The following is a 23,196-nucleotide window of genomic DNA, read 5'->3' on the forward strand; positions in this document are numbered from 1 at the left end:
CGCGCGGTCCTCTTTCATGAAAACGCGGGCCGGCAGCGGCCCGGAACGGGAGAGGGGAGCGGATGTTCAAGAAGATCCTGATCGCCAACCGGGGCGAGATCGCCTGCCGCGTCATCAAGACCGCGCGCAAGATGGGGATCGCCACCGTCGCGGTCTATTCCGACGCCGACAGGAACGCGCTGCACGTCGAGATGGCCGACGAGGCCGTCCACATCGGCCCGGCGCAGGCGAATCAATCCTACATCGTCATCGACAAGGTGATGGAGGCGATCCGCCAGACCGGCGCCGAGGCGGTGCATCCGGGCTACGGCTTCCTGTCCGAGAACCCGAAGTTCGCCGAGGCGCTGGAGGCCGAGGGCGTCGCCTTCATCGGCCCGCCCAAGGGCGCGATCGAGGCGATGGGCGACAAGATCACCTCGAAGAAGCTCGCCGACGAGGCGGGCGTGAGCACCGTGCCCGGCGTCATGGGCCTGATCGACGACGCCGAGGAGGCGGTCCGCATCTCCTCCGGGATCGGCTACCCGGTGATGATCAAGGCCAGCGCCGGCGGCGGCGGCAAGGGCATGCGCATCGCGTGGAACGACGAGGAGGCGCGCGAGGGCTTCCAGAGCTCGAAGAACGAGGCGGCGAGCTCCTTCGGCGACGACCGCATCTTCATCGAGAAATTCGTCACCCAGCCGCGCCACATCGAGATTCAGGTGCTCGCCGATCAGCACGGCAACTGTATCTACCTCGGCGAGCGTGAATGCTCGATCCAGCGGCGCAACCAGAAGGTGATCGAGGAGGCGCCCTCGCCCTTCCTCGACGCCGAGACCCGCAAGGCGATGGGCGAGCAGGCCGTCGCCCTCGCGCAGGCGGTGGGCTACACCAGCGCGGGCACGGTCGAGTTCATCGTCGACGGCGAGAAGAACTTCTACTTCCTCGAGATGAACACCCGCCTTCAGGTGGAGCATCCGGTCACCGAGCTCATCACCGGCATCGACCTCGTCGAGCAGATGATCCGCGTGGCCGCCGGCGAGAAGCTCGCCCTCGCGCAGGACGACGTCAAGCTCGAGGGCTGGGCGATCGAGAGCCGGCTCTACGCCGAGGACCCCTACCGCAAGTTCCTGCCCTCCATCGGGCGGCTCACGCGCTACCGCCCGCCCGAGGAGATCGCCAGCCCCGAGCGCGTCGTGCGCAACGACACGGGCGTCTTCGAGGGCGGCGAGATCAGCATGTACTACGACCCGATGATCGCCAAGCTCTGCACCTGGGCGCCGACGCGCGCCGACGCGATCGAGGGCATGCGCCAGGCGCTCGACGGCTTCGAGGTGGAGGGGATCGGCCACAACCTGCCCTTCCTCTCGGCGGTGATGGAGCACCCGAAGTTCGTCGCCGGCGACATGACGACGGCCTTCATCGCCGAGGAATGGCCCGAGGGCTTCGCCGGCGAGACGCTCGCCGCCGACGCGCTGCGCCGGGTCGTGGCCGCGGCCGCCGCGATGCACCGCGTGGCCGAGATCCGGCGCACGCGCATCTCGGGGCGGATGGACAACCACGAGCGCAAGGTGGGCGCCGACTGGATCGTGACGGTGCAGGGCGAGCGCCACGTCGTCACCATCGACGCCGACCGCGAGGGCGCGACCGTGCGCTTCGAGGACGGCACCGAGCATCGCGTCGTCGGCGACTGGACACCCGGGCGGCCGCTCGCCCGGATGACGGTGGACGGCGCGCCGCTCACGCTCAAGATCGGCAAGATCACCGGGGGCTTCCGCATCCGCACGCGCGGCGCGGACCTGCGGCTGCACATCCGCTCGCCCCGGCAGGCCGAGCTCGCCGCGCGCATGCCCGAGAAGGAGCCGCCCGACACCTCGCGCATGCTCCTCTGCCCGATGCCGGGCCTCCTGATGAAGGTCGACGTCGAGGAGGGCATGGAGGTGCAGGAGGGTCAGGCGCTCTGCACCGTCGAGGCGATGAAGATGGAGAACATCCTGCGCGCCGAGCGCACCGCCGTGGTGGCGAAGATCAACGCCGGTCCGGGCGACAGCCTCGCCGTGGACGACGTGATCATGGAATTCGAGTGAGGGGCGAGGCCCGCATATCCCTAGCGTCGCCGGCCGCGGCCGGCGCGCCTCAGCCCGACCCGGCGCGCTCGCGGACTTCCTGCTGGCGCAGGGGCTGCTTGTCGATGGAGCGCATGACCTGCTCCGCGTCCCAGGGCAGCGGCTTGCGCGTGATCAGCGTGCCGTCCTTGGCGATCACGGCGAGCATGAAGCCCCGCGGGCGCAGCTCTTGGCGCAGGTCGGACCGCGCGCCCGGCTCGGTGTCGGTGAGCACCACGACGTCCCGGTCGGCGAGCGACTCCTCGCGGTCGCGGATCGCCTCCATCTGCCGGACGAAGCGCGGATCGGCGGGGCTGTCGGCGAAGACGATAACCGGCCGCGCGACCCAGCGGAATTCCTCCAGCGTGGCGTCGGTGCCGTCGCGGATGATGGATTGCGCCTGCTCGGTTTCGGTCTGCGCGGCCTCCGCCTCCTGCGCGGCGACGGGCGCGGCTGCGAGCGCAGCGAGAAGAAGCGCGGCGATACGGGTCATGGCACCTCCTGTCGGCGAAGATATAGGCGCCGTGACGCAAAAAGCGAAGCCGCCGCAAGCCGATCCGGCACGATTTGCCGCGGGCCGTGGCGCGCGCGCCGGGCGGCGGCCCGGGATGCGGGGGCGCGGCGTCGCCGCACGCCAGAACAAGGGAAGGACGAGAGCATGACGTCGAAGTTCGAGACCTGGCGCAAGCTCGCCGAGAAGGAGCTCAAGGGCCGCGATCCGGCCGAGCTGACCTGGCACACGCTCGAGGGCATCCCGATCAAGCCCCTCTACACCGAGGAGGACACCGAGGGGCTCGACCACCTCGGCAGCCTGCCGGGCGAGGCCCCCTTCGTGCGCGGCCCGCGCGCGACCATGTACACTGGCCGGCCCTGGACGATCCGGCAATACGCCGGCTTCTCGACGGCCGAGGAATCCAACGCCTTCTACCGCCGGGCGCTCGCGGCCGGGCAGCAGGGCGTCTCGGTCGCCTTCGACCTCGCCACGCACCGCGGCTACGACAGCGACCACCCGCGCGTTCTTGGCGACGTGGGGAAGGCCGGCGTGGCGATCGACTCGGTCGAGGACATGAAGATCCTCTTCGACGGCATCCCGCTCGATCAGGTCAGCGTCTCGATGACCATGAACGGCGCGGTGATCCCGGTGATGGCGAATTTCATCGTCGCGGGCGAGGAGCAGGGCGTCGACCGCGCGCAGCTGTCGGGGACCATCCAGAACGACATCCTGAAGGAGTTCATGGTCCGCAACACCTACGTCTATCCGCCCGAGCCCTCGATGCGGATCGTCGCAGACATCATCGAGTACACCGCCAACGAGATGCCGCGGTTCAACTCGATCTCGATTTCAGGCTACCACATGCAGGAGGCGGGCGCGAACCTCGTGCAGGAGCTCGCCTTCACCCTCGCCGACGGCAAGGAATACGTGAAGGCCGCGATGGCGCGCGGCATGGACATCGACCGCTTCGCGCCGCGGCTGTCGTTCTTCTTCGCGATCGGGACGAACTTCTTCATGGAGGCGGCGAAGCTGCGCGCCGCGCGGCTCCTCTGGCACCGCATCATGGAGGAACTCGGCGCGCAGGACCCGAAGTCCAAGATGCTGCGCACGCACTGCCAGACGAGCGGTGTCAGCCTCGCCGAGCAGGACCCCTACAACAACGTCGTGCGCACCGCCTACGAGGCGCTCTCGGCGGTGCTCGGCGGGACGCAGTCGCTGCACACCAACGCGCTCGACGAGGCGATGGCGCTGCCCTCGGACTTCTCGGCGCGCATCGCGCGCAACACGCAGCTCATCCTGCAGGAAGAGACCGGCGTGACCAACGTCGTCGATCCGCTCGCGGGCTCCTACTACGTCGAGAAACTGACGAGCGACCTGGCCGAGGCGGCCTCGGAGCTCATCGCCGAGATCGACGGCATGGGCGGCATGACCAAGGCCGTCGCCTCGGGCATGCCGAAGCTGCGCATCGAGGAGACGGCGGCGACCCGGCAGGCGATGATCGACCGCGGCGACGAGACCATCGTCGGCGTCAACAAGTACCGCCTGCCCGAGGAAGAGGAACTCGACATCCTCTCGATCGACAACGCCAAGGTCCGCGCGAGCCAGATCGCTCGGCTCGAGAAGGTGCGCGCGGCCCGCGACCAGGCGGCCTGCGACGCGGCGCTCGACGAGCTCGCGCGCGTGGCGGGCGAGGGCGGCAACCTGCTCGAGGCGGCGGTCGAGGCCGCGCGGGCGCGCGCCACGGTGGGAGAGATCAGCATGGCGATGGAAAAGGTGTTCGGCCGCCACCGCGCGGAGGTCAAGACGCTCGCCGGGGTCTACGGCAAGGCCTACGAGGGCGACGCGGGCTTCGCCGCGATCCAGAAATCCGTCGAGGGCTTCGCCGAGGCGGAGGGCCGCCGACCCCGGATGCTGGTCGTGAAGATGGGCCAGGACGGCCACGACCGCGGCGCCAAGGTGATCGCCACCGCCTTCGCCGACATCGGCTTCGACGTGGACGTGGGCCCGCTCTTCCAGACGCCGGAGGAGGCGGCGCAGGACGCTATCGACAACGACGTGCACGTGGTCGGCATCTCGAGCCAGGCGGCGGGGCACCGCACGCTCGCCCCGCAGCTCGTCGAGGCGCTGCGCGAAAAGGGCACCGAGGACATCCTCGTGATCTGCGGCGGGGTGATCCCGCAGCAGGACTACGATTTCCTGAAGGAGTCGGGCGTCAAGGCGATCTTCGGTCCGGGCACCAACATCCCGGAGGCGGCGCAGAACATCCTCGATCTGATCCGCGCCGCGCGGGCGGGCGCGGCGGCCTGAGAAAAGGGACCAGAGACGGGGGCAGGGGGGCTGTCTGCCCCCCTCGGCGGCTGGCGCCGCCTCACCCCCCGAGGGTATTTCGGGCAAGAGGAAGGACCGGGCCGAGGCGCTTTGCGGCAGGGGGAGCGCAGGGCGTCGAGGGCGACAGGGGGGCTGTCTGCCCCCCTCGGCGGCTGCGCCGCCTCACCCCCCGAGGATATTTGACCCAAGAAGAAGGAGCCGGGACAGTGCCGGAGATGGAGATCGACCACCTCGGCGTGGCGGGAGAGACGCTGGAGTCCGCGGCGGCGCATGTCGAGGCGGCGCTCGGCGTGACGCTGGCCGCGGGCGGGCGGCACGCGCGGTTCGGCACCTGGAACCGGCTTCTGGGGCTCGGCGCGGGGGAGTACCTCGAGGCGATCGCGGTGGACCCGGCGGCGCCGGCGCCGGGGCGGGCGCGGTGGTTCGGGCTGGACGCCCGCACCGGGGCGCCGCGGCTGCAGGCCTGGATCGTGCGGGTGCCCGATCTCGACCGGGCGCTCGCCGCGCTGCCGGAGGCGGGGGAGCCCGTGGCGCTGGAGCGGGGCGATCTGCGCTGGCGCATGGCGGTGCCGGAGGCGGGCGCGCTGCCGTGGGACGGGTGTTTCCCGGCGCTCATCGAATGGGAGGGGGCGGCGCATCCCGCGCCGCGGCTGCCCGAGGCGGGCTGCCGGCTCGCTGCGCTCGAGGTGGCGCATCCGGAGGCGGCGGCGCTCGCCGCGCGGCTCGCGCCCCATCTCGACGACCCGCGCGTGACCTTCGCGGCGGGCGCGCCGGCGCTCTCGGCCGTGATCGAGACGCCGGACGGGCCGCGGCGGCTCGTCTGAGCGGGCGGGCAGGGCGCATGGGCAAACGGCGCGCGCGGCGCTAGGATCGGGTCATGTCGATCTGGCGCCGCATCGCCGACGCGGTCTCCGCGCTTCGTCAGGGAGAGAGCCTGACCACCGTCTTCGACCGGCTGCGCGCGCCGCCGGAGCGGAGCGTGGCCTTCACCATCGCGGTGATCGCGCTCGGCGCGAAGATGGCCAAGGCCGACGGGCGCGTGACGCGCGACGAGGTCGCCGCCTTCCGGGAGGTCTTTCGCCTCGCGCCGGAGGAGGAGCGCAACGCGGCGCGGGTCTTCGATCTCGCGCGGCAGGACGTGGCGGGCTACGAGGCCTACGCCCGGCGCATCCGGGCGATGTTCGGCGAGGGCAGCCCGACGCTCTGCGACCTGATGGAGGGGCTCTTTCACATCGCGCTCGCCGACGGGGCCTACGACCCGCGGGAGGACGATTTCCTCGCCCGGGTGGCGGAGATCTTCGGGCTGCCGGAGCGGGAGTTCCGCGCGCTCCGCGCGCGTTTCGTGCCCGAGGGGCGCGATCCTTACGCGGTGCTCGGCGTCGCGCCCGACGCCGGGCTGGAGGAGATCCGCGCGGCCTGGCGGCGGCAGGTGCGCGAGACGCATCCCGACGTGATGCTCGCCCGCGGCGTGCCGGAGGAGGCGATCCGCCTCGCCGAGCGGCGGATGCAGGACCTGAACCGCGCGTGGGAGGAGATCCGCGCCGAGCGCGCGGCCTGAGCGGGCTTTGCCGGGGGCGCGCGCCGGGTTACGATCGCACCCATGACCCGCGCCGTGCTCGCCCTGATCCTCGCCCTCGCCGCCGCGCCCCTCGCCGCCGAGGAGGCGGCGCCGGCGGAGCGTGCCGAGGACGGCCGCGGCCTGATGGAGGAGGGCGCGCGGCTCTTCTTCCGGGGGCTCATGTCGGAGCTCGACCCGGCGCTCGACGAGCTCGAGGGGATGGCCGGGGAGATCGGGCCGGCGGTGCGTGACTTCGCCCGCGAAATGGGGCCGGCGCTCGCCGAGCTTCTGGAGCGGGTCGAGGACTGGAGCGCCTATCACCCGCCCGAGATGCTGCCCAACGGCGACATCATCCTGCGCCGCAAGGAGGAGCGCGCCCCGCCGCCGCCGGAGGAGGAGGAGGATGCCGCGCCCCCGGGTCCGGTGGAGCTCTGAGGCTCAGCGCCGGCGGTCGAGCTTCGTGGAGAGATGGACGAGGCTTTCCGAGCCGCGCACACCGCGGGCCTCTCCGATGCGGTCGAGCGCGGTGTCGAGCGTCTCGGTGTCGCGCGCGGCGAGGGTGGCGATCATGTCCACGCGTCCGGTCGTGGTGTGCACCGTCTCGACCTCCGGCATCGCCCTGAGGCGGGCGAGCACCTCCGCGCCGGCGCGCGGCTCCACCGAGATCAGCACCGTCGCGCGGAGGGGCGGCGCGAGCGCGGGGCCGGGGCGCAGGGTGTAGCCGGCGATCGCGCCCGTGCGCTCGAGCCGCTCGATGCGCGCCTGCACGGTCGACCGCGCGAGGCCGAGGCGGCGGGCGAGGGTCGCCGCCGGCTGGCGCGCGTTCTCGGCGAGGAGCGCGAGGAGGGCGGTGTCTGTTTCGTCCATGCGTCGGCCGCTGTCGTCGTTTCGCCGAAGATTAGGCCGCTTTCGCCGGAAGTGCCAAGACAAACCGGCGGCCCGGCGGGGCATCCTGTCGCAGGAGGGGCCGACACAAGGCCCGAGCAGGGAGCGCGCCATGACCCGAATGACCGATATCGCGCCGGATGTCGCGGACCTCGCCCGGGCCGCGTCCGGGCGCCCGTGCCTCGTCTTCGACGCCGAGCGGCTGACGCGGCAGGCCCGGCGGTTCCGGGCGGGCTTTCCGGGGCTCGTCACCTATGCCGTCAAGGCCAATCCGCTGCCGGAGGTGCTGCGCACGCTGGCGCGGGCGGGGATCGGGGCCTTCGACGTGGCCTCGCCCGCCGAGATGGAGGCGGTGCGCGCGGCCGTGCCGGGCGCGGTGCTGCACTACCACAACCCACTGCGCGCGCCGGAGGAGGTCGCCGCGGGCGCGCGGCACGGCGCGGTGTCGTGGTCGGTGGACGACGCGCCCGGCCTCGACCGGCTCGCGCCGCTTAAGCCCGGCACGGAGGTCGCGGTGCGGCTGCGCCTGCCGGTGCGCGGCGGGGCCTATGACTTCGGCGAGAAGTTCGGCGCCGACCCGGAGGCGGCGGCGGCGCTTCTCGGCGCGGTCGCGGCGCGGGGCTTCGCGCCCTCGCTCACCTTCCACCCGGGCACGCAGTGCGGCGACCCGGAGGCCTGGGCCGCCTACATCCGCGCGGCGGCCGGCGTGGCCGGGGCGGCGGGCGTGCGGCTGCATCGGCTGAACGTCGGCGGCGGCTTTCCGCATGGCCCGGACGGCGACGGCGCGCTCGAGGCGATCTTCGCCCGCATCGCGGCCGAGACGCGCGCGGCCTTCGGCGCCGCGGCGCCCGCGCTCGTCTGCGAGCCGGGGCGCGCCATGGTCGCCGGCGCCTTCGGCGTGCTCGCCCGGGTCAAGGCGCTGCGCGGCGACGGGGCGGTGGTGCTGACCGACGGCATCTACGGTGCGCTCGCCGAGTGGCGCGACGTGCCGCGCAGGCCGGAGGTCGCGGTGCTCGACCCCGCGGGGCGGCCGCGCGGCGCGCCCCAGCGGTCGCGCGTGGTCTTCGGCCCCACCTGCGACAGCATCGACCGGCTGCCCGACCCGCTCGCCCTGCCGGGCGACATCGCGGAGGGCGACGCGGTGCTCTTCGCCGGCATGGGCGCCTATTCGGCGGCGCTCGCCACGCGGTTCAACGGGTACGGCGATCTCTCGGTCGTCGAGGGGCGGCTCGGGGACTGAGGGCTGGACAGTGCCGCGACGCGGCGTAGGTTGCGCGCCGGAGCACAGCGCGAGGGGAGCCGCGGGATGGAGAAGTTCGGGCGCAGCCAGCCGGTCACGCGGATCGAGGATCGTCGCTTTCTGACGGGACACGGCCGCTACGTGGACGACATCGCGCCGGCGGGCGCGCTGCACGCGGTCGTCGTGCGCTCGCCCGTGGCGCATGCCGATCTCGCCGCGCTCGACGTGGAGGAGGCGCGCGCGGCCGAGGGCGTCGCCCTCGTGCTGACCTGCGCCGACCTCGAGGCCGCGGGGATGAACGTCGCCATGGGCGCCGGGCGGGTCGAGAACCGCGACGGCACGAAGGCCGCGCGCACCGACCGTCCGCTTCTGGCGCGCGACCGGGTGCGCTTCGTCGGCGAGCCGGTGGCTCTGGTCGTGGCCGAGACGCTGCAGCAGGCGCGCGACGCGGCCGAGCTCGTCATGCCCGACTACGAGGACCGGCCCGTGAAGCTCGACATCGCCCCGGGCGGCGAGACGCTGCACGAGAGCGCGCCGGACAACCGCGCCTTCGACTGGGGCATCGGCGACGAGGCGGCGACCGAGGCCGCCTTCGCTCGCGCGGCGCACACCGTCTCGCTCGAGCTCTACGACAACCGGGTCATCACCAATTCGCTGGAGCCGCGGGGCTGCTACGCCGAGTGGGACGGCGCGCGGCTGCACGTCGCGATCAACGGGCAGGGCGTCTGGGGGCAGAAATCGGCGCTCGTCAAGGCGCTGAAGCTGCCCGAGGACGCGGTGCAGGTCACCAACCCGGACGTGGGCGGCGGCTTCGGCATGAAGGGCGCGCCCTATCCGGAATACGCGGTCGTCGCCCATGCCGCCCGCGTGCTCGGCCGGCCCGTGCGCTGGATGTCGGAGCGCACCGAGGCGATGCTCTCGGACCACGGGGCGCGCGACCTGACCTCCTACGCCGAGCTCGCCTTCGACGCCGATCACCGCATCCTCGCCTACCGGGTGCACAACCGCTCGAACCTCGGGGCCTACAACTCCAACTTCGGGCAGTTCATGCAGAGCACGCTGTTCTCGAAGGTGTTCACCGGCGTCTACGACATCCCGGTCGCATGGCTCCGCTCGGAGGGGATCTACACCAACACGACGCAGGTAGACGCCTATCGCGGCGCCGGCCGGCCCGAGGCGATCTACGTGATCGAGCGCATGATGGACCGCGCGGCGCGCGAGCTCGGCACCGACCCGTGGGAGCTGCGCCGCAAGAACTTCATCCGGCCCGAGCAATTCCCCTACACCACCGTCGCGGGCGAGAGCTACGACGTGGGCGACTTCGGCCGCCTCCTCGATCGCGTCGAGCGCGAGGCCGATCGCGCGGGCTTCGCCGCGCGCCGGGCCGAGAGCGACGCGGCGGGCAAGCTGCGGGGGCTCGGCCTCTGCTATTACATCGAGAGCATCCTCGGCGACCCGTCGGAAAGCGCGCGGGTGGAATTCCATGCCGACGGCACCGCGGCGATCTACGTGGGCACCCAGTCGAACGGGCAGGGCCACGAGACGGTCTACGCGCAGTTCCTCTCGGATCAGACGGGCATCCCGGTGGAGAAGATCCGCGTGGTGCAGGGCGACTCGGATCTCATCAAGCAGGGCGGCGGCACGGGCGGCTCGCGCTCGGTGACGGTGCAGAACACCGCGACGCTCGCCACGGTCGAGACGATGGTCGCGGCCTTCCGCCCCTACCTCGCCGGGAAGATGGGCGTGGCCGAGGCGGAGGTGAGCTTCGACGACGAGACCTTCCGCGCGCCGGGCTCCAACCTGACGCCGACGCTCTTGGAGGCGGCCGCGATGGCGCGGGCCGACGGGCGGGAGGATCTTCTGACCCACGAGGCGCGCACGACGCTGCCGGGGCGATCCTATCCCAACGGCGCGCATGTCGCCGAGGTGGAGGTGGACCCCGAGACCGGCGAGGTGCGCGTGCTGCGCTACACGGTGGTCGACGATTTCGGCAACCTGATCAACCCGCTGCTCGCCGAGGGGCAGGTCCACGGCGGCGTCGCGCAGGGGATCGGGCAGGCGCTGATCGAGAACACGGTCTTCGACGAGGAGGGCCAGCTCCTGACGGCGACCTTCATGGACTACGCCATGCCGCGGTCCACCGACCTGCCGATGTATCGCTTCCACTCGGAGCCCGTACCCTCGGTCAACAACGTCATGGGCATGAAGGGCTGCGGCGAGGCCGGGACCGTCGGCGCGCTCGCCGCGGTGGCGAACGCGGTGCAGGACGCGCTCTGGGAGCGCGGCGTGAGGCAGGCCGACATGCCCTTCACTCCGCGCCGCGTGTGGGAGATGCTTTCGACCGCGCAGGCGGCGGAGTAGGCGCCAAACGCGCGTGTGCGCCAAGGCCGTTCGAAGGGCCTTGGCCGGCGCCCGGCGGCGGCCCGCGTCAGTGCGCCTGCGGGCCGCGCTTGATCTCGCCGTGGTCGAGCACCGGCGCGGCGTCGAGGTCGGCGGCGTTCAGCATCGAGGCCACGCGCTCGAGCGCGGCGACGATCATCGCCTGTTCCCAGTCCTCGAGCCCCTCGAAGGCGCGCACGTATTGCTGTTGCAGCGCGTCGGGGGCGCGGCCCACGGCCTCCTGACCGGCGTCGGTGAGCACGACGTTGGTCTGCCGGCGGTCGCGGCTGGAACGTTCGCGGCGCAGCATCCCCTTGGCCGAGAGCCGGTCGAGCAGGGTGGAGACCGTCGCCTGGCTCACCCCCATCTGCGCCGAGAGTTCCTTGGGCGTCACACCGTCGCGCATCGCCACGATCTGCAGCACGCGCACCTGCACGGGCGTCAGCCCCGCGGTGCGCGCGAGCTCGCGCCCGTAGAGTTCGGTGGCGCGCAGGATGCGGCGCAGCGCGATGAGGCTCTGGTCTGTCCTGTCCACGTCGGGCCCCGAGATGGCGTCGAATGTCAGGCCCATAGGCGTCCTTTCCGGGTCAGCGCAAGAAGCATTTAGTTAGCCTAGTTAAAGAAATCCGGACGGGAATCAAGGGCGCTGGCAGAAATTTTAAGACTGTCGTAGTACTAGAGGCCTGATAAATAATACAAAATCTGTCAACACAAGCTTATTTCGTTAGCCTAGTTGACCGATCTTCGAGCGTGCTTATATTGCGAGGCGAACAACCAAGGGAGCTGTTCCGTGTCGAACGTTCGCCAGATCGATCCTCAGGGGGGCGGCCGCATCCGCTTCCGCAAGCCGGAGCCGCAGGACGGCGCGGCGGTGTGGGAGCTCGTCGCGGCCTGTGCGCCGCTCGACGAGAACTCGATGTACTGCAACCTGATCCAGTGCGATCACTTCCGCGACACCTGCATCCTCGCCGAGCGTGACGGGCAGGTGCTGGGCTGGATCTCGGGCTATCGGCTGCCCTACGACCCGGAGACGCTCTTCGTGTGGCAGGTCGCCGTCTCCGACGCCGCCCGTGGCGAGGGGCTGGCCAAGCGGATGCTGGGCCGACTGCTCGACCGCGACGACTGCGCCGGCGTGACCCGCTTGCAGACGACGATCACGCGCGACAACGACGCGAGCTGGGGGCTCTTCAAGAGCTTCGCCCGCGCCGAGGACGCGCAGTTCGACGCGCAGGCGCATTTCACCCGCGACACGCACTTCCGTGGCTATCACGCGACCGAGCACATGGTCACGATCAAGCTGCCGGAAGCCGAGAGCCGCGCCGCCTGAGCGCAGGCCTCGCCCGGCAGAGTCATCCAGACGAAAGAGTTTCCCATGAAAGATACCGCTTTCACCGACCAGTCGGCCGGCGACACGGCCATTTTCGAGCGACGCGAGTCGGAGGTGCGCAGCTACTGCCGCGGCTTCCCGGCCGTGTTCACCAAGGCGCAGGGCTCCACCCTGACCGACGCCGAGGGGCGGGAGTACATCGACTTTCTCGCCGGGTGCTCGTCGCTCAACTACGGGCACAACGACCCGGACATGAAGGCCGCGCTGGTGGCTCACGTCACCGACGACGGCATCGCCCACGGCCTCGACATGTATTCCGCCGAGAAGGCCGCCTTCCTCGAGACCTTCGAGCGGCTGATCCTTTCGCCGCGCGGCTGGGATCACCGGGTCATGATGACCGGCCCCACCGGCACCAACGCCGTCGAGGCGGCGATCAAGCTCGCCCGCAAGGTGACGGGCCGGCGCAACGTCGTGGCCTTCACCAACGGCTTCCACGGCATGACGCTGGGCGCGCTCGCGCTTACCGGCAACGCCTCCAAGCGCGCGGGCGCGGGCACCGAACTGAACGGCGTCACGCATATGCCCTACGACGGCGCGCTGGGCGAGGACGTGGACACGCTCGCGATCGTCGAGGCGATGATCGAGAACGGCTCGTCGGGTGTCGACAAGCCCGCGGCCTTCGTGGTCGAGCCGGTGCAGGGCGAGGGCGGGCTCAACGCCGCCTCCGAGGCCTGGCTCAAGGGGCTCGACGCGCTCGCCAAGAAGCACGGCATCCTGATGATCGTCGACGACATTCAGGCGGGCATCGGTCGCGCGGGCGGCTTCTTCTCCATCGACGGCATGGGAATCGAGCCCGACATGGTGCCGCTGGCGAAGTCGCTCTCGGGCTTCGGCCTGCCCTTCGCCATGCTGCTCGTGAAGCCCGAGCTCGACGTCTGGAAGCCGGCCGAGCACAACGGCACCTTCCGGGGCAACACGCATGCCTTCGTCACCGCGCGCGCCGCGCTGGAGAAGTTCTGGTCCGACAACGCCTTCCTGACCGAAGTTCAGGAGAAGGGCGAGCACCTGAAGGCGCGCCTCGAGACGATGGCGCGGATGGTGCCGGGCGCCCGGCTCAAGGGCCGCGGCATGATGCGCGGCATCGACGTGCGCGACGGCGAGCTGGCCGAGGCGATCTGCGCGCGCTGCTTCGAGGAGGGCCTCATCATCGAGACCTCGGGCGCCGAGGACGAGGTGGTCAAGGTGCTCGCGCCGCTGACCACGCCGATGGCGCAGTTCGACCGCGGCCTCGACATCCTCGAGGCGGCGATCCGGGAAAAGACGGCCAAGCCGATGGCGGCGGAGTAAGACAGATGATCGTCAGGGATTTCGAAGACCTCAAGACGTCCGACCGGACGGTGAGCGACGCCAACTGGACCAGTGTGCGGATGCTGCTGGCCGACGACGGGATGGGATTTTCGTTCCACATCACGTTCCTGGACGCCGGCAGCGAGCACAGCTTCCACTACAAGCACCACTTCGAGAGCGTCTACTGCATGTCCGGCACCGGCTCGATCACCGACCTCGAGACCGGCGAGACGCACGCGATCCGGCCCGGCGTGATGTATGCGCTGGACAAGCACGACCGGCACACGGTGCGCGCCGATCCGGAGGGCGATCTGGTGATGGCCTGCGTCTTCAACCCGCCGGTCACCGGCAAGGAAGTGCACCGCGCCGACGGCTCCTACGCCCCGGCGGACGAGACCGCGGAGGCCTGAGCCGCCCACAGGACCCCGGCTGCCGCGCCCGCGACGGGCGCGGCCGCCCAGCCAGACAGACCGCCGCGCCCCGGCGCGGCCGGCAAGCCAAGCAGACCGCGGCGCCGGGCGACGGCGCGGCGGGGAAAGGCGAAAACCCCATGAGCGACAGTCGATCCCATACCGTCGAGAAGATCGGCGGCACCTCCATGAGCCGCTCGCGCGAGCTGCTCGACAGCCTCTTCCTGAACGGCGGCGGCGATCCCTACGGCCGCGTCTTCGTCGTCTCGGCCTACGGCGGGATCACCGACCTGCTGCTCGAGCACAAGAAATCCGGCGAACCGGGGGTCTATGCCCTTTTCGCCAACGCCGAGAACGATCAGGGCTGGTCGGACGCGCTGAACCGCGTGGCCGAGGCCATGAAGGCGGCGCATCGTGACGTCCTCGAGCACCCGGCCGACATCCAGGAGGCCGACGACTTCGTGCGCGAACGCCTCGAGGGGGCGCGGTCGTGCCTGATCGACCTGCAGCGGCTCTGCTCCTACGGGCACTTCCGCCTGTCCGAGCACATGGGGCTCATCCGCGAGCTTCTCTCGGGGCTCGGCGAATCGCATTCCGCGCAGGTGACGACGCTGCTCCTGCGCCGGCAGGGGGTGGACGCGCGCTGCGTCGATCTCTCCGGCTGGCGCGACGACGCGGAGGTCAGCCTCGACGAGCGGATCGACCGCGGCTTCGCCGACATCGACCTCGCACGCGAGCTGCCCATCGTGACCGGCTACGCGCAATGCGCCGAAGGGCTGATGAACCGCTACGACCGCGGCTATTCCGAGGTGACCTTCGCCAACATCGCCGCGCGCACCGGCGCGGGCGAGGCGATCATTCACAAGGAGTTCCACCTCTCCTCCGCCGACCCGAAGCTCGTCGGCGCGGAGAACGTGCGCAAGCTCGGCCGGACCAACTACGACGTGGCCGACCAGCTGTCGAACATGGGGATGGAGGCGATCCACCCCTCCGCGGCCAAGACCCTGCGCCAGGCCGGCATCCCGCTGCGCGTGACCAACGCCTTCGAGCCGCAGGACCCGGGCACTTTCATCGACGAGGCCCCGGCCGAGGCGCCGGGCGTCGAGATGGTCACCGGCCTCGACGTCTTCGCGCTGCAGGTCTACGAGCCCGACATGGTCGGCGTGAAGGGCTACGACGCCACCATCCTCGAGGCGCTGACGCGCCACGGGCTGCGCATCGTCGCCAAGACCTCGAACGCGAACACGATCACGCACTACGTCGACGCCTCGATGAAGTCGGTGCGCCGGGTCGAGCGCGATCTCGCCAAGGCCTACCCGAGCGCCGAGATCACCACGCGCAAGCTCGCCGTCGTCTCGGCGATCGGGCGCGATCTCTCGGGGCTCGGCGCGCTCTCGCGCGGGCTCGCGGCGCTCGACGCGGAGGGGATCGAGCCCGTCGCCGTCGCGCAGGGGCCGCGCAGCGTGGACATCCAGATCGTCCTGCCGCGCGACACGACCGATACCGCGATCCGCGCGCTGCACCGCGCGCTCGTCGAGGAGGCGACGGCGGACGAGTCGCCGCGCCCCGCGAAGTCCCCGCAGCTCGCGGCCTGAGGCGGGTGCAATTCACATCCACGTGATTGCGCCTTAAGGGCCGCGGACCGCGACCTAGATGACACAGTGGGCGGCGGTTCGGAACACCGTCGTCCACTTCACTGTCCCTCGTTCCGACACTGGCGTCCGGGGTCCCCTCCGGGCGCCTTTTTTGTGGCGTCCCCGCCGCTTCGGCGTTTACGCTCGGCCCATGTCCGAGAGCTACACCGACGCAGACCTTCGCGCCATCCTCGAACGCACGCGCACCATCGCCGTGGTGGGCGTCTCGATGAACCCGGTCCGGCCGAGCGCCTATGTCACGCGCTACCTCGCGCTCAAGGGCTACCGGGTGATCCCGGTCAACCCCGGCCACGCCGGCGCGACCGTGCAGGGCGAGACCGTGCGCGCCAGCCTCTCCGAGATCACTGAGCCGGTGGACATGGTGGACATCTTCCGCCGCTCCGAGGCGGTGCCGCCCATCGTCGATGAGGCGCTCGAGCACGTCCCGGGCCTGCGTACGATCTGGATGCAGATCGGCGTCGAACACGCCGGGGCCGCCGCCGAGGCCCGCGCGCGCGGCGTCGAGGTCGTGATGAACCGCTGCCCGAAGATCGAGTATCAGCGCCTCTTCGGCGAGCTTCGCATGGGCGGCTTCAACACCGGCGTCATCAGCTCGAAGCTCTGAGGCCCGGTTTGCCCCGCGCGGGGCGGCGTGCTAGGCGCGACGCCGCTTGCGAGGCGGCGGGGCGGGCTCTTGGACCGGATAGCGCGGGAGACGGCGGAGGACGCTTGGGAGGTCGAGGCGCTCTTCGACCTCGCCTTCGCGCCGGGGCGCGAGGCGCTGTCCTCCTACCGCCTGCGCGAGGGCGTGGCGCCGGTGGCCGAGCTCTGTCTCGTCGCGCGGGACACGGGCGGCACCCTCGGCGGCGCGATCCGCCACTGGCCCGTGCGCGCGGGCGGGCGGCGGGCGCTCCTGCTCGGGCCGGTGGCGGTGCACCCGACGCGGCAGGGCGAGGGGCTGGGCGGTGCGCTCATCCGCGAGAGCCTCGACGCGGCGGGGCGCCTCGGCTGGGCGCGGGTGCTGCTGGTGGGCGACGCGCCCTATTACGGGCGCTTCGGCTTCGCGCCGCTCGCGGCGGTCGAGATGCCGCCGCCGACGAACCCCGCGCGGGTGCTCGGCCTTTCGCTCGTGCCCGGCGCCTGGGACGGGATCGCGGGGCCGGTGACGCGGGCGGCTTGAAACGCCGGGCCGGACGCCCGATCTTTCGGAGATGACCGGCCCGGACCCCGACGCATGACGCAGACCGACCTCGTGCCCGCCCGCCTTTCGGCGGAGCTCGACGTGCTCGCCGCGCGCCTCGACGCGGCGGAGGGCACGGCGATCCGCCTCCTGAACTACGTGGGCGGGCGCGCCGAGACCATGCTGGAGCGCCTGCCGCCCTGGGCGCGCGCCGAGCTCGAGCGCGGGACCGAGCGCGCGCTCGGCTACGCGGTGGAGGCGGCGCAGGTCTCGCGCGGGCAGCTCGGTGATCAGCCCGCTTGGGTGAACACGGGGCTGACCACGGTGCTCGGCGCGGCGGGCGGCGCGGGCGGGCTGGCCACGGCGCTCGCCGAGCTGCCCGTGACGACGACGGTGCTCTTTCGCGCGATCCTCGGCACCGCGGAGCGTCACGGCTTCGACCCGGACGACCCGGGGGTGCGCCGCGACGGGCTCACGGTCTTCACCGCCGCCGGCCCGCTGGAGCACGACGACGGCGCCAATACGGGCTTTCTCGCCGCGCGGATGACGCTGACCGGCGCCACGGTGAACACCATGATCGCCCGGGTCGCGCCGCGGCTCTCGGTAGTGCTGGGCCAGAAGCTCGCCGCGCAGACGGTGCCGGTGCTCGGCGCGGCGGCCGGCGCGGCGACCAACTACGCCTACACCAGATACTATCAGGAAATGGCGCATGTGCACTTCGGCCTCGCCCGGCTCGCGCGGGAGGGCGGACAGGACACCGCGGCCCTGACCGAGGCCCTGCGCGCGCGCCTGCCCGCGCGTGGCTGAGCGCCTCGCCGCGGAGATCCGCGCCTGCCGCCGCTGCGCCGACCGGTTCGCGGCGACGGCGACGGCGCATGCGCCGAACCCGGTCGTCTGGTTCCGCCCCGGCGCGCGCATCCTGATCGCGAGCCAGGCGCCGGGCCTGCGCGTGCACCGCGCCGAGCGGCCGTTCTGGGATCTCTCGGGGCGCCGCCTGCGCGAGTGGCTCGCAATGAGCGAGGCGGAGTTCTACGACCGCGACCGGGTGGCGGTGCTGCCCACGGCCTTCTGCTTTCCGGGCTACGACGCGAAGGGCGCCGACCTGCCGCCGCCGCCCGTCTGCTGGGAGACCTGGCACGCCCGCGCGCTCGCGGCGATCGGGGAGGTGCGGCTGCGCGTGATCGTCGGCGGCGCGGCGCAGAGGCGCCACCTCGGCACCCGCGCGGGCGTGACGGAGACGGTGCGCGACTGGCGCGCGCATGCCCCGGGCACCTTCGTCCTGCCGCACCCGTCCTGGCGCAACAACGCCTGGCTGAAGAAGAACCCGTGGTTCGAGGCGGAGCTGCTGCCCGAGCTGCGCGCCGCCGTGCGCGCCGCGCTCGCCTGAGGCCCGCTCGTTCGCGCGCCGTGCGGGCGCGCCTCGCTGGTGTGCGGTGCATCGTATCGGCCGGGTCGGTGTCGTCCGGCGGTGCGACCGGCCGAGGGGGTGCCCGGGCGAGGGCCGCTCGCGCGCGCCCTTGCGGGCGCGCCTCGCTGGTGTGCGGTGCATCGTATCGGCCGGGTCGGTGTCGTCCGGCGGTGCGACCGGCCGAGGGGGGGGCGCTCGTTTGATGCCTGCTCGTTCGCGCCCCTTGCGGGCGCGTTTCGCTGGTCTGCTTTCTCGACGGTCCGGGAAGCAGCGGCGTCCGGGCCGGGGCTGGGCGGTCGGCTCCGAGGCGCCTGGGGTGCAGGCTGCGGCGCTGCGGCGGCGCGCGCGGGTCGGTTGCGCGGGGATCGGGGGCGTGCGTCCTGCGGGCGGCCCGCGCGGGGCGCGGGTGACGCCGCGGGCGTCGCGGCTCGCCGTCCGTCGGACCGGACGAGCGGCGGCATGGTTCGTCGGCCGATCCTGTGCGCCGTCGCGCGGTCGCGGGGTGCCCCGGATGGCGAGGCGCGCGCGCCTCGTCTTGCCGCCGCCCCGGCGCGCGGCTAGGTCCGGGCCATGGACACGCCGCTCGATCAGGCTCACGCCGCGATGGAGGCCGCCCCGGAGGACGAGGGCCGCCGCCGCGCCTTCTACGACCGGCTCGCGCTGTCGGAGCTTTACCTGCTGCTGGACCATGAGGCCGAAGACGACCGGCTCAGCCCCCGGATCTTCCCGCTGGAGGAGGGGCGGATCGTCGTCGCCTTCGACCTGGAGGAGCGGCTGTCCGCCTTCGCCGGCGGCGCGGCGCCCTATGCGGCGCTCTCGGGCCGGACGCTCGCGCGGATGCTCGCCGGGGAGGGGCTGGGCCTCGGCCTCAACCTCGAGGCGCACTCGGCGATCCTCCTGCCGGGCGAGGCGATGGCCTGGCTCGCCGAGCGCGCGCCGGAGGCGCCGCGCGCCGTGGCGGAGCGGCCCGTGGCGCTGCACCCGCCGGGGGATCTGCCCGAGGGGCTGCTCGCCGCGCTCGACGCGCGGCTCGCCACGGCGGGCGGCCGGGCCGGGGCCGCGTGGCTCGCAGAGGCGGAGTATGCGGGCGGCGGGCGCGCGGCGCTCCTCGCCTTCACCGACGTGGCGCCGGGCGCGGACGGGGCGCTCGCGCAGGCCGCGGGCGAGGCGCTCGCCTTTTCCGGGCTGGAGGCCGGGTGGCTCGACCTCGCCTTCGCGGCCGAGGGGGAGGCGCTGGCCGAGCGGCTCGCGGCGGTGGCGCTGCGCATCGATCTGCCGGCGGCGGAGGCGCCCGACGCGCCCGACGCGCCCGCGGCCCCGGGGCAGGACCCGGACCGCCCGCCGCGCCTGCGGTGAGGGACGGCTTGAGCTTCCGCCCGGTGGAAGCTTTATATCGGTGACTACCAAGGAGGGAGGGTCTTTCATGCTGCGTCTCTGTCGCCCCGTCACTGCCCGTGTCGCCGTCGCCGCGGCGCTCGCCGCGGTCCCCGCGCTCGCCCAGGCCACCGAGATCCGCGTCGCCAAGACCAGCGGCTGCGGCTGCTGCGTCGCGTGGATGGAGCACGTCGAGGCGCACGGCTTCACCGCGGAAGGCGAGACCCTCTTCGGCGGCGCGCTCGTGCGGCGCAAGCTGGAGCTCGGCGTGCCGCCGGAGATGGCCTCCTGCCACACCGCCGAGGTCGAGGGCTACGTGATCGAGGGCCACGTCCCGGCCGAGGACATCCGCCGCCTGCTCGACGAGCGGCCCGACGCCATCGGCCTCGCCGTGCCGGAGATGCCGCTCGGCTCGCCGGGGATGGATTTCGGCAGCCGGTCGGAGCCCTACGCCGTCCACCTGATCCGCCGCGACGGCAGCACCGAGGTCTTCGCGCGCCACGAGTGACGCGCCCGCCGTCGCGTGTCCGGTCGGCGGTCGCCCCGGCGCAAGCCCGGGGCGCAAGGTGCGGGCCATCCGGCCCGCCCGCGGGCGGTCGAGGATTGCCGGCGCAGGGGGCGGCGCTAGCTCCCCCCGCATCGCTGGGACGGAGGGCGCGGTGACACGACTGGGCCGTATCGCGCTGGTGGCCGCGCTGACGCTCGCGCCCGCCACCGGCTGGGCGGAGAGCGCGATCTCGCTGGACTACGCGCCGGAGACGCGCGCGGTCACGCTCACGCTGCCCGAGGGCGCCGCGCCGGCGGCCGCGCCGCCCGATTGGCTGCGCCGCACCGGGCCGCGCCGGTTCGAAGGGACCCTGCCGCCCCTGTCGGAGGCGCGCGCGACCGCCGCGGCCGTCGGCGAGAGCGCCTTCATCCTCGGCGCGCTCGGCTGGATCGACGGGGCCGGGTCGGCGCCGATCCGCCTGTCCGTGCCGGCGGGCTACCGCGCCGTGGCGAACCGCGATCTCGTGTCGGAGACGCAAGAGGCGGGCCGGTACATCGCGCGGTTCGTGGGCGATGCCGCGCGCGGGCCGGTCCATGTCATGGCCGGGCCCTACACGATCGGCGAGGCTGCGGGCGCCGGCGCGCGGCTCAGGACCTATTTCGCGCCCGCCGACCACGCCGCGCAGTCCGAGGCCTATCTCGCCGCGGCGGAGGGTTACATCGCCCGGTATTCCGCGCGGATCGGCGCCTATCGCTACCCGGATTTCTTCGTCGTCGCCGCGCCGGTGCCGGTCGGACTGAGCTTCGGCAACACGACCTTCGTGGCCGAACGCATCCTCGGGCACGACTACATGCGCGGGCGCTCGCTCGCCCACGAGGTGCTGCACGCGTGGTGGGGCGGCGCGGTCGGGATCGACGCGGAGACCGGCAACTGGGCGGAGGGGCTCACCACCTATCAGGCGGATCACGCGCTGGCGGCGGAGACGGCGCCGGACCGCGCGCGCGCCCTGCGGCGGGGCTGGCTCGAGGCGCTGGCGCGCGGGGACGCGGCGCGCCGGCTGCGGGACTTCCGCTCGCCGGCCCACGCGCCGGATCAGGCGGTGGGCTACGGGAAGGCGGCGCTCGTCTTTCACATGCTGAAGGCGGAGATCGGCGCGCCGGCCTTCGAGGCGGGCCTCCGTCGCTTCTGGAGCGACAATCGCGGCGGGCGGGCCGGGTGGCGCGATCTGCGCCGGGCCTTCGCGCGCGCGGCGGGCCGGGACCTCGACTGGTTCTTCGATCAGTGGCTCGACCGGCCGGGCCTGCCCGAGGTGCGGCTCGGCGCGGCGGAGGTGACCGCGACGGACGAGGGCTACGCGACCACCGTCACGCTGACGCAGGCTTCGCCCGCATGGCGTCTGCGCGTGCCGCTTCGGCTCGAGACGGCGGCGGGCACGGAGCGCCATGTGGTCGAGCTGCGCGGGCCGCGGACGGAGGCGCGGCTGACCAGCCCGGCGCGGCCGCGGGCGCTCGCCGTCGATCCGGGGTTCGATGTGGCGCGGCATCTCCTCGACGGGGAGCGGCCGCCGACGCTGCGCGACGTGCTGTCGGCCGGGCGCGTCGCCGTGCATCCGGGCGGCGAGGCTGTCGCCGAGGCGCTGATCGGCGCGCCGGTCACGCGCCTCGACCGGGATGGGGGCGTGCCGAACGAGGCCGATGCGGTCGTCGTCGCGGGCGCCACCGCCGAGGTCGCGGCGCTGCGCGAGGGGCTCCTGCCCGGCGCCCCGCCCGAGGAAGCGCGCGCCGGGCGCGCGCGGGCCTGGGTGGAGCGCGACGCGGCGGGGCGGACGTGGCTCTTCGCCTCCGCCGCGCGGCCCGAGACCCTGCCGGAGGCGCTGCAGACGCTCCGGTATTACGGTGGTGCGAGCCATGTCGTGATCGCGGCCGAGGGACGGCCGCGCAGCGGGCGCTGGCCCGTCGAGGCGAGCCCGATGGTCGTGCGCTTCGACTGACGGGCGTCGCGCGCAGGCCGAGGGGGCGCGGCTGTAGAAGCCCGCACCGGCCCGCGGCGCCGCGGCTGTCGCGCTTCGGCGTATCGGCCGGGCGCCGGCGCCCCGGCGGCCGTGTCGCGTCCCGGCGACCGGGGGCGGACTTACCCCAGCTCGCCCTGCGCCGTGCAGAGCACCTCGCCGAGGCGGGCGAAGGCGGCCTCGCGCGGGGAAGTGCGCCGCCAGACCAGCGCGACCTCGCGCGGGCGCGCCTCGGGCAGGGGGGTCAGGCTCACGGGCTGGCCCGCGGCGACCCCGGCGCGCACCGCGAGATCGGGCAGCAGCGTCGCGCCGAGCCCCTCGGCCACCATCGCCGTCAGGGTCGTCAGGCTCGTCGCCTCGAAGCTCTCGTCGCGCTGGAGCCGGCGCGTCGGCATCGAGGCGAGAGCGTGTTCCTGCAGGCAGTGGCCCCGCTCCAAGAGCAGGAGCCGCCCGGCCTCGAGCGTGTCGGCCGCCGAGGCGCCGGGCGGCGTGGCGAGGTGATAGCCGTCCTCGAAGAGCGGATGCACCGAAAGCCCGCCGGTGTCGTAGGGCAGGGCGATCAGCGCGACGTCGAGCCGGCCCGAGGTCACCCCCTCGATCAGGCTGTCGGTCATCTCCTCGCGCAGGAAGAGGCGCAGCGCCGGAAACCGCGCGCGCAGGAGCGTCAGCGCCCGCGGCAGCAGGAAGGGCCCGACCGTCGGGATCGCGCCGAGGCGCAGGTCGCCCTCCTCGGGGTGGAGATGCGCCGCGGCGAGTTCCTCGATCTCCTGCGCGCCGGTCAGGAGCTTGCGCCCCCGCGCCGCGATCTCGGTGCCGAGCGCCGTCATCACGACCGAGCGGCGGTCACGCTCCACCAGCTGCACGCCGAGGCGATCCTCGAGCTCGCGCAGCCCGGTGCTGAGCGTGGGCTGGGTGACGTTGCAGCGCCGCGCGGCGCGCGAGAAGCTGAGCTCGTCGGCCACCGCGACGAGGAAGCGAAGGTGGCGCAGCGTGATCATGGGGCAGGGTCCGGCGCGTCTACTTATTCTGATATACGATAAGAGTGATCGTTCTTTTC

The 23,196-nt window shown here is 72.8% G+C and carries 22 protein-coding genes; 18 read left to right on the forward strand and 4 right to left on the reverse strand.

Features of this window, described 5'->3' with window-relative positions:
* The first annotated feature begins 62 nt into the window (after window positions 1-62).
* Window positions 63-2,063 carry an acetyl-CoA carboxylase biotin carboxylase subunit gene (locus tag DRV84_RS00805; RefSeq protein ID WP_115977841.1) on the forward strand — a complete coding sequence of 667 codons (2,001 nt, stop codon included), beginning with the start codon at window positions 63-65 and terminating at the stop codon, window positions 2,061-2,063.
* A 49-nt stretch (window positions 2,064-2,112) separates the two neighbouring features.
* On the opposite strand, the gene DRV84_RS00810 is transcribed toward DRV84_RS00805, so the two are convergent.
* On the reverse strand, window positions 2,113-2,574 hold the full coding sequence (locus tag DRV84_RS00810; RefSeq protein WP_115977842.1) for a DUF4174 domain-containing protein: 462 nt from the start codon (window positions 2,572-2,574) through the stop codon (window positions 2,113-2,115).
* A gap of 165 nt (window positions 2,575-2,739) precedes the next feature.
* Here DRV84_RS00810 and scpA point away from each other — a divergent pair, with 165 nt between their 5' ends.
* From scpA to DRV84_RS00830, 4 genes are all read left to right on the forward strand, one after another.
* Window positions 2,740-4,881, forward strand: a complete 2,142-nt coding sequence (gene scpA / locus DRV84_RS00815) for a methylmalonyl-CoA mutase (protein WP_115977843.1) — start codon at window positions 2,740-2,742, stop codon at window positions 4,879-4,881.
* A gap of 236 nt (window positions 4,882-5,117) precedes the next feature.
* Complete coding sequence (locus tag DRV84_RS00820; RefSeq protein WP_115977844.1) at window positions 5,118-5,726, forward strand: VOC family protein; 609 nt, start codon at window positions 5,118-5,120, stop codon at window positions 5,724-5,726.
* Window positions 5,727-5,779: 53 nt separating this feature from the next.
* Window positions 5,780-6,460, forward strand: a complete 681-nt coding sequence (locus DRV84_RS00825; RefSeq protein WP_115977845.1) for a molecular chaperone DjiA — start codon at window positions 5,780-5,782, stop codon at window positions 6,458-6,460.
* Between the two features lie 42 nt (window positions 6,461-6,502).
* Window positions 6,503-6,895, forward strand: a complete 393-nt coding sequence (locus tag DRV84_RS00830) for a hypothetical protein (protein WP_115977846.1) — start codon at window positions 6,503-6,505, stop codon at window positions 6,893-6,895.
* A 3-nt stretch (window positions 6,896-6,898) separates the two neighbouring features.
* On the opposite strand, the gene DRV84_RS00835 is transcribed toward DRV84_RS00830, so the two are convergent.
* Complete coding sequence (locus DRV84_RS00835) at window positions 6,899-7,327, reverse strand: Lrp/AsnC family transcriptional regulator (protein ID WP_239994948.1); 429 nt, start codon at window positions 7,325-7,327, stop codon at window positions 6,899-6,901.
* 130 nt (window positions 7,328-7,457) lie between these two features.
* Between DRV84_RS00835 and DRV84_RS00840 the strand changes: the two genes are divergently transcribed.
* Window positions 7,458-8,585, forward strand: a complete 1,128-nt coding sequence (locus DRV84_RS00840; protein ID WP_115977848.1) for an alanine racemase — start codon at window positions 7,458-7,460, stop codon at window positions 8,583-8,585.
* Between the two features lie 66 nt (window positions 8,586-8,651).
* Window positions 8,652-10,946, forward strand: a complete 2,295-nt coding sequence (locus DRV84_RS00845; protein ID WP_115977849.1) for a xanthine dehydrogenase family protein molybdopterin-binding subunit — start codon at window positions 8,652-8,654, stop codon at window positions 10,944-10,946.
* A gap of 67 nt (window positions 10,947-11,013) precedes the next feature.
* On the opposite strand, the gene DRV84_RS00850 is transcribed toward DRV84_RS00845, so the two are convergent.
* Window positions 11,014-11,535: a MarR family winged helix-turn-helix transcriptional regulator gene (locus tag DRV84_RS00850; protein WP_115977850.1), complete on the reverse strand. Its 522-nt coding sequence runs from the start codon at window positions 11,533-11,535 to the stop codon at window positions 11,014-11,016.
* A gap of 219 nt (window positions 11,536-11,754) precedes the next feature.
* Between DRV84_RS00850 and ectA the strand changes: the two genes are divergently transcribed.
* The 11 genes from ectA to DRV84_RS00905 all read left to right on the forward strand — a co-directional run bounded on the left by ectA (window position 11,755) and on the right by DRV84_RS00905 (window position 22,121).
* The gene (gene ectA / locus DRV84_RS00855) at window positions 11,755-12,291 is read left to right on the forward strand and encodes a diaminobutyrate acetyltransferase (protein WP_239994949.1); all 537 of its coding nucleotides are present in this window, start codon (window positions 11,755-11,757) and stop codon (window positions 12,289-12,291) included.
* Between the two features lie 45 nt (window positions 12,292-12,336).
* Window positions 12,337-13,638: a diaminobutyrate--2-oxoglutarate transaminase gene (ectB, locus tag DRV84_RS00860; RefSeq protein WP_115977851.1), complete on the forward strand. Its 1,302-nt coding sequence runs from the start codon at window positions 12,337-12,339 to the stop codon at window positions 13,636-13,638.
* Between the two features lie 5 nt (window positions 13,639-13,643).
* Window positions 13,644-14,048, forward strand: a complete 405-nt coding sequence (locus DRV84_RS00865) for an ectoine synthase (RefSeq protein ID WP_115977852.1) — start codon at window positions 13,644-13,646, stop codon at window positions 14,046-14,048.
* Window positions 14,049-14,188: 140 nt separating this feature from the next.
* Entirely contained in the window at window positions 14,189-15,643 is a 1,455-nt protein-coding gene (locus tag DRV84_RS00870) for an aspartate kinase (RefSeq protein WP_115977853.1), read from the forward strand.
* A gap of 190 nt (window positions 15,644-15,833) precedes the next feature.
* Complete coding sequence (locus DRV84_RS00875) at window positions 15,834-16,307, forward strand: CoA-binding protein (RefSeq protein ID WP_115977854.1); 474 nt, start codon at window positions 15,834-15,836, stop codon at window positions 16,305-16,307.
* A 69-nt stretch (window positions 16,308-16,376) separates the two neighbouring features.
* A complete protein-coding gene (locus DRV84_RS00880; protein ID WP_115977855.1) occupies window positions 16,377-16,862 on the forward strand; it encodes a GNAT family N-acetyltransferase in 486 nt (161 codons plus the stop codon).
* A 54-nt stretch (window positions 16,863-16,916) separates the two neighbouring features.
* A complete protein-coding gene (locus DRV84_RS00885; RefSeq protein ID WP_115977856.1) occupies window positions 16,917-17,669 on the forward strand; it encodes an EcsC family protein in 753 nt (250 codons plus the stop codon).
* A complete protein-coding gene (locus DRV84_RS00890) occupies window positions 17,662-18,249 on the forward strand; it encodes a uracil-DNA glycosylase family protein (RefSeq protein ID WP_115977857.1) in 588 nt (195 codons plus the stop codon). Before DRV84_RS00885 ends, DRV84_RS00890 begins: the two co-directional genes overlap by 8 nt.
* A 591-nt stretch (window positions 18,250-18,840) precedes the next feature.
* A complete protein-coding gene (locus tag DRV84_RS00895) occupies window positions 18,841-19,626 on the forward strand; it encodes an SseB family protein (protein ID WP_115977858.1) in 786 nt (261 codons plus the stop codon).
* A gap of 67 nt (window positions 19,627-19,693) precedes the next feature.
* Entirely contained in the window at window positions 19,694-20,152 is a 459-nt protein-coding gene (locus DRV84_RS00900) for a DUF411 domain-containing protein (protein WP_115977859.1), read from the forward strand.
* A gap of 151 nt (window positions 20,153-20,303) precedes the next feature.
* Window positions 20,304-22,121: a M1 family metallopeptidase gene (locus DRV84_RS00905; protein WP_147298816.1), complete on the forward strand. Its 1,818-nt coding sequence runs from the start codon at window positions 20,304-20,306 to the stop codon at window positions 22,119-22,121.
* Between the two features lie 140 nt (window positions 22,122-22,261).
* Here DRV84_RS00905 and DRV84_RS00910 read toward each other — a convergent pair whose 3' ends face one another.
* A complete protein-coding gene (locus DRV84_RS00910; RefSeq protein ID WP_115977861.1) occupies window positions 22,262-23,137 on the reverse strand; it encodes a hydrogen peroxide-inducible genes activator in 876 nt (291 codons plus the stop codon).
* Window positions 23,138-23,196 lie beyond the last annotated feature (59 nt).

The sequence above is a fragment of the Rhodosalinus sediminis genome (genome assembly GCF_003385555.1).
GTDB classification, from domain to species: Bacteria; Pseudomonadota; Alphaproteobacteria; order Rhodobacterales; family Rhodobacteraceae; genus Rhodosalinus; species Rhodosalinus sediminis.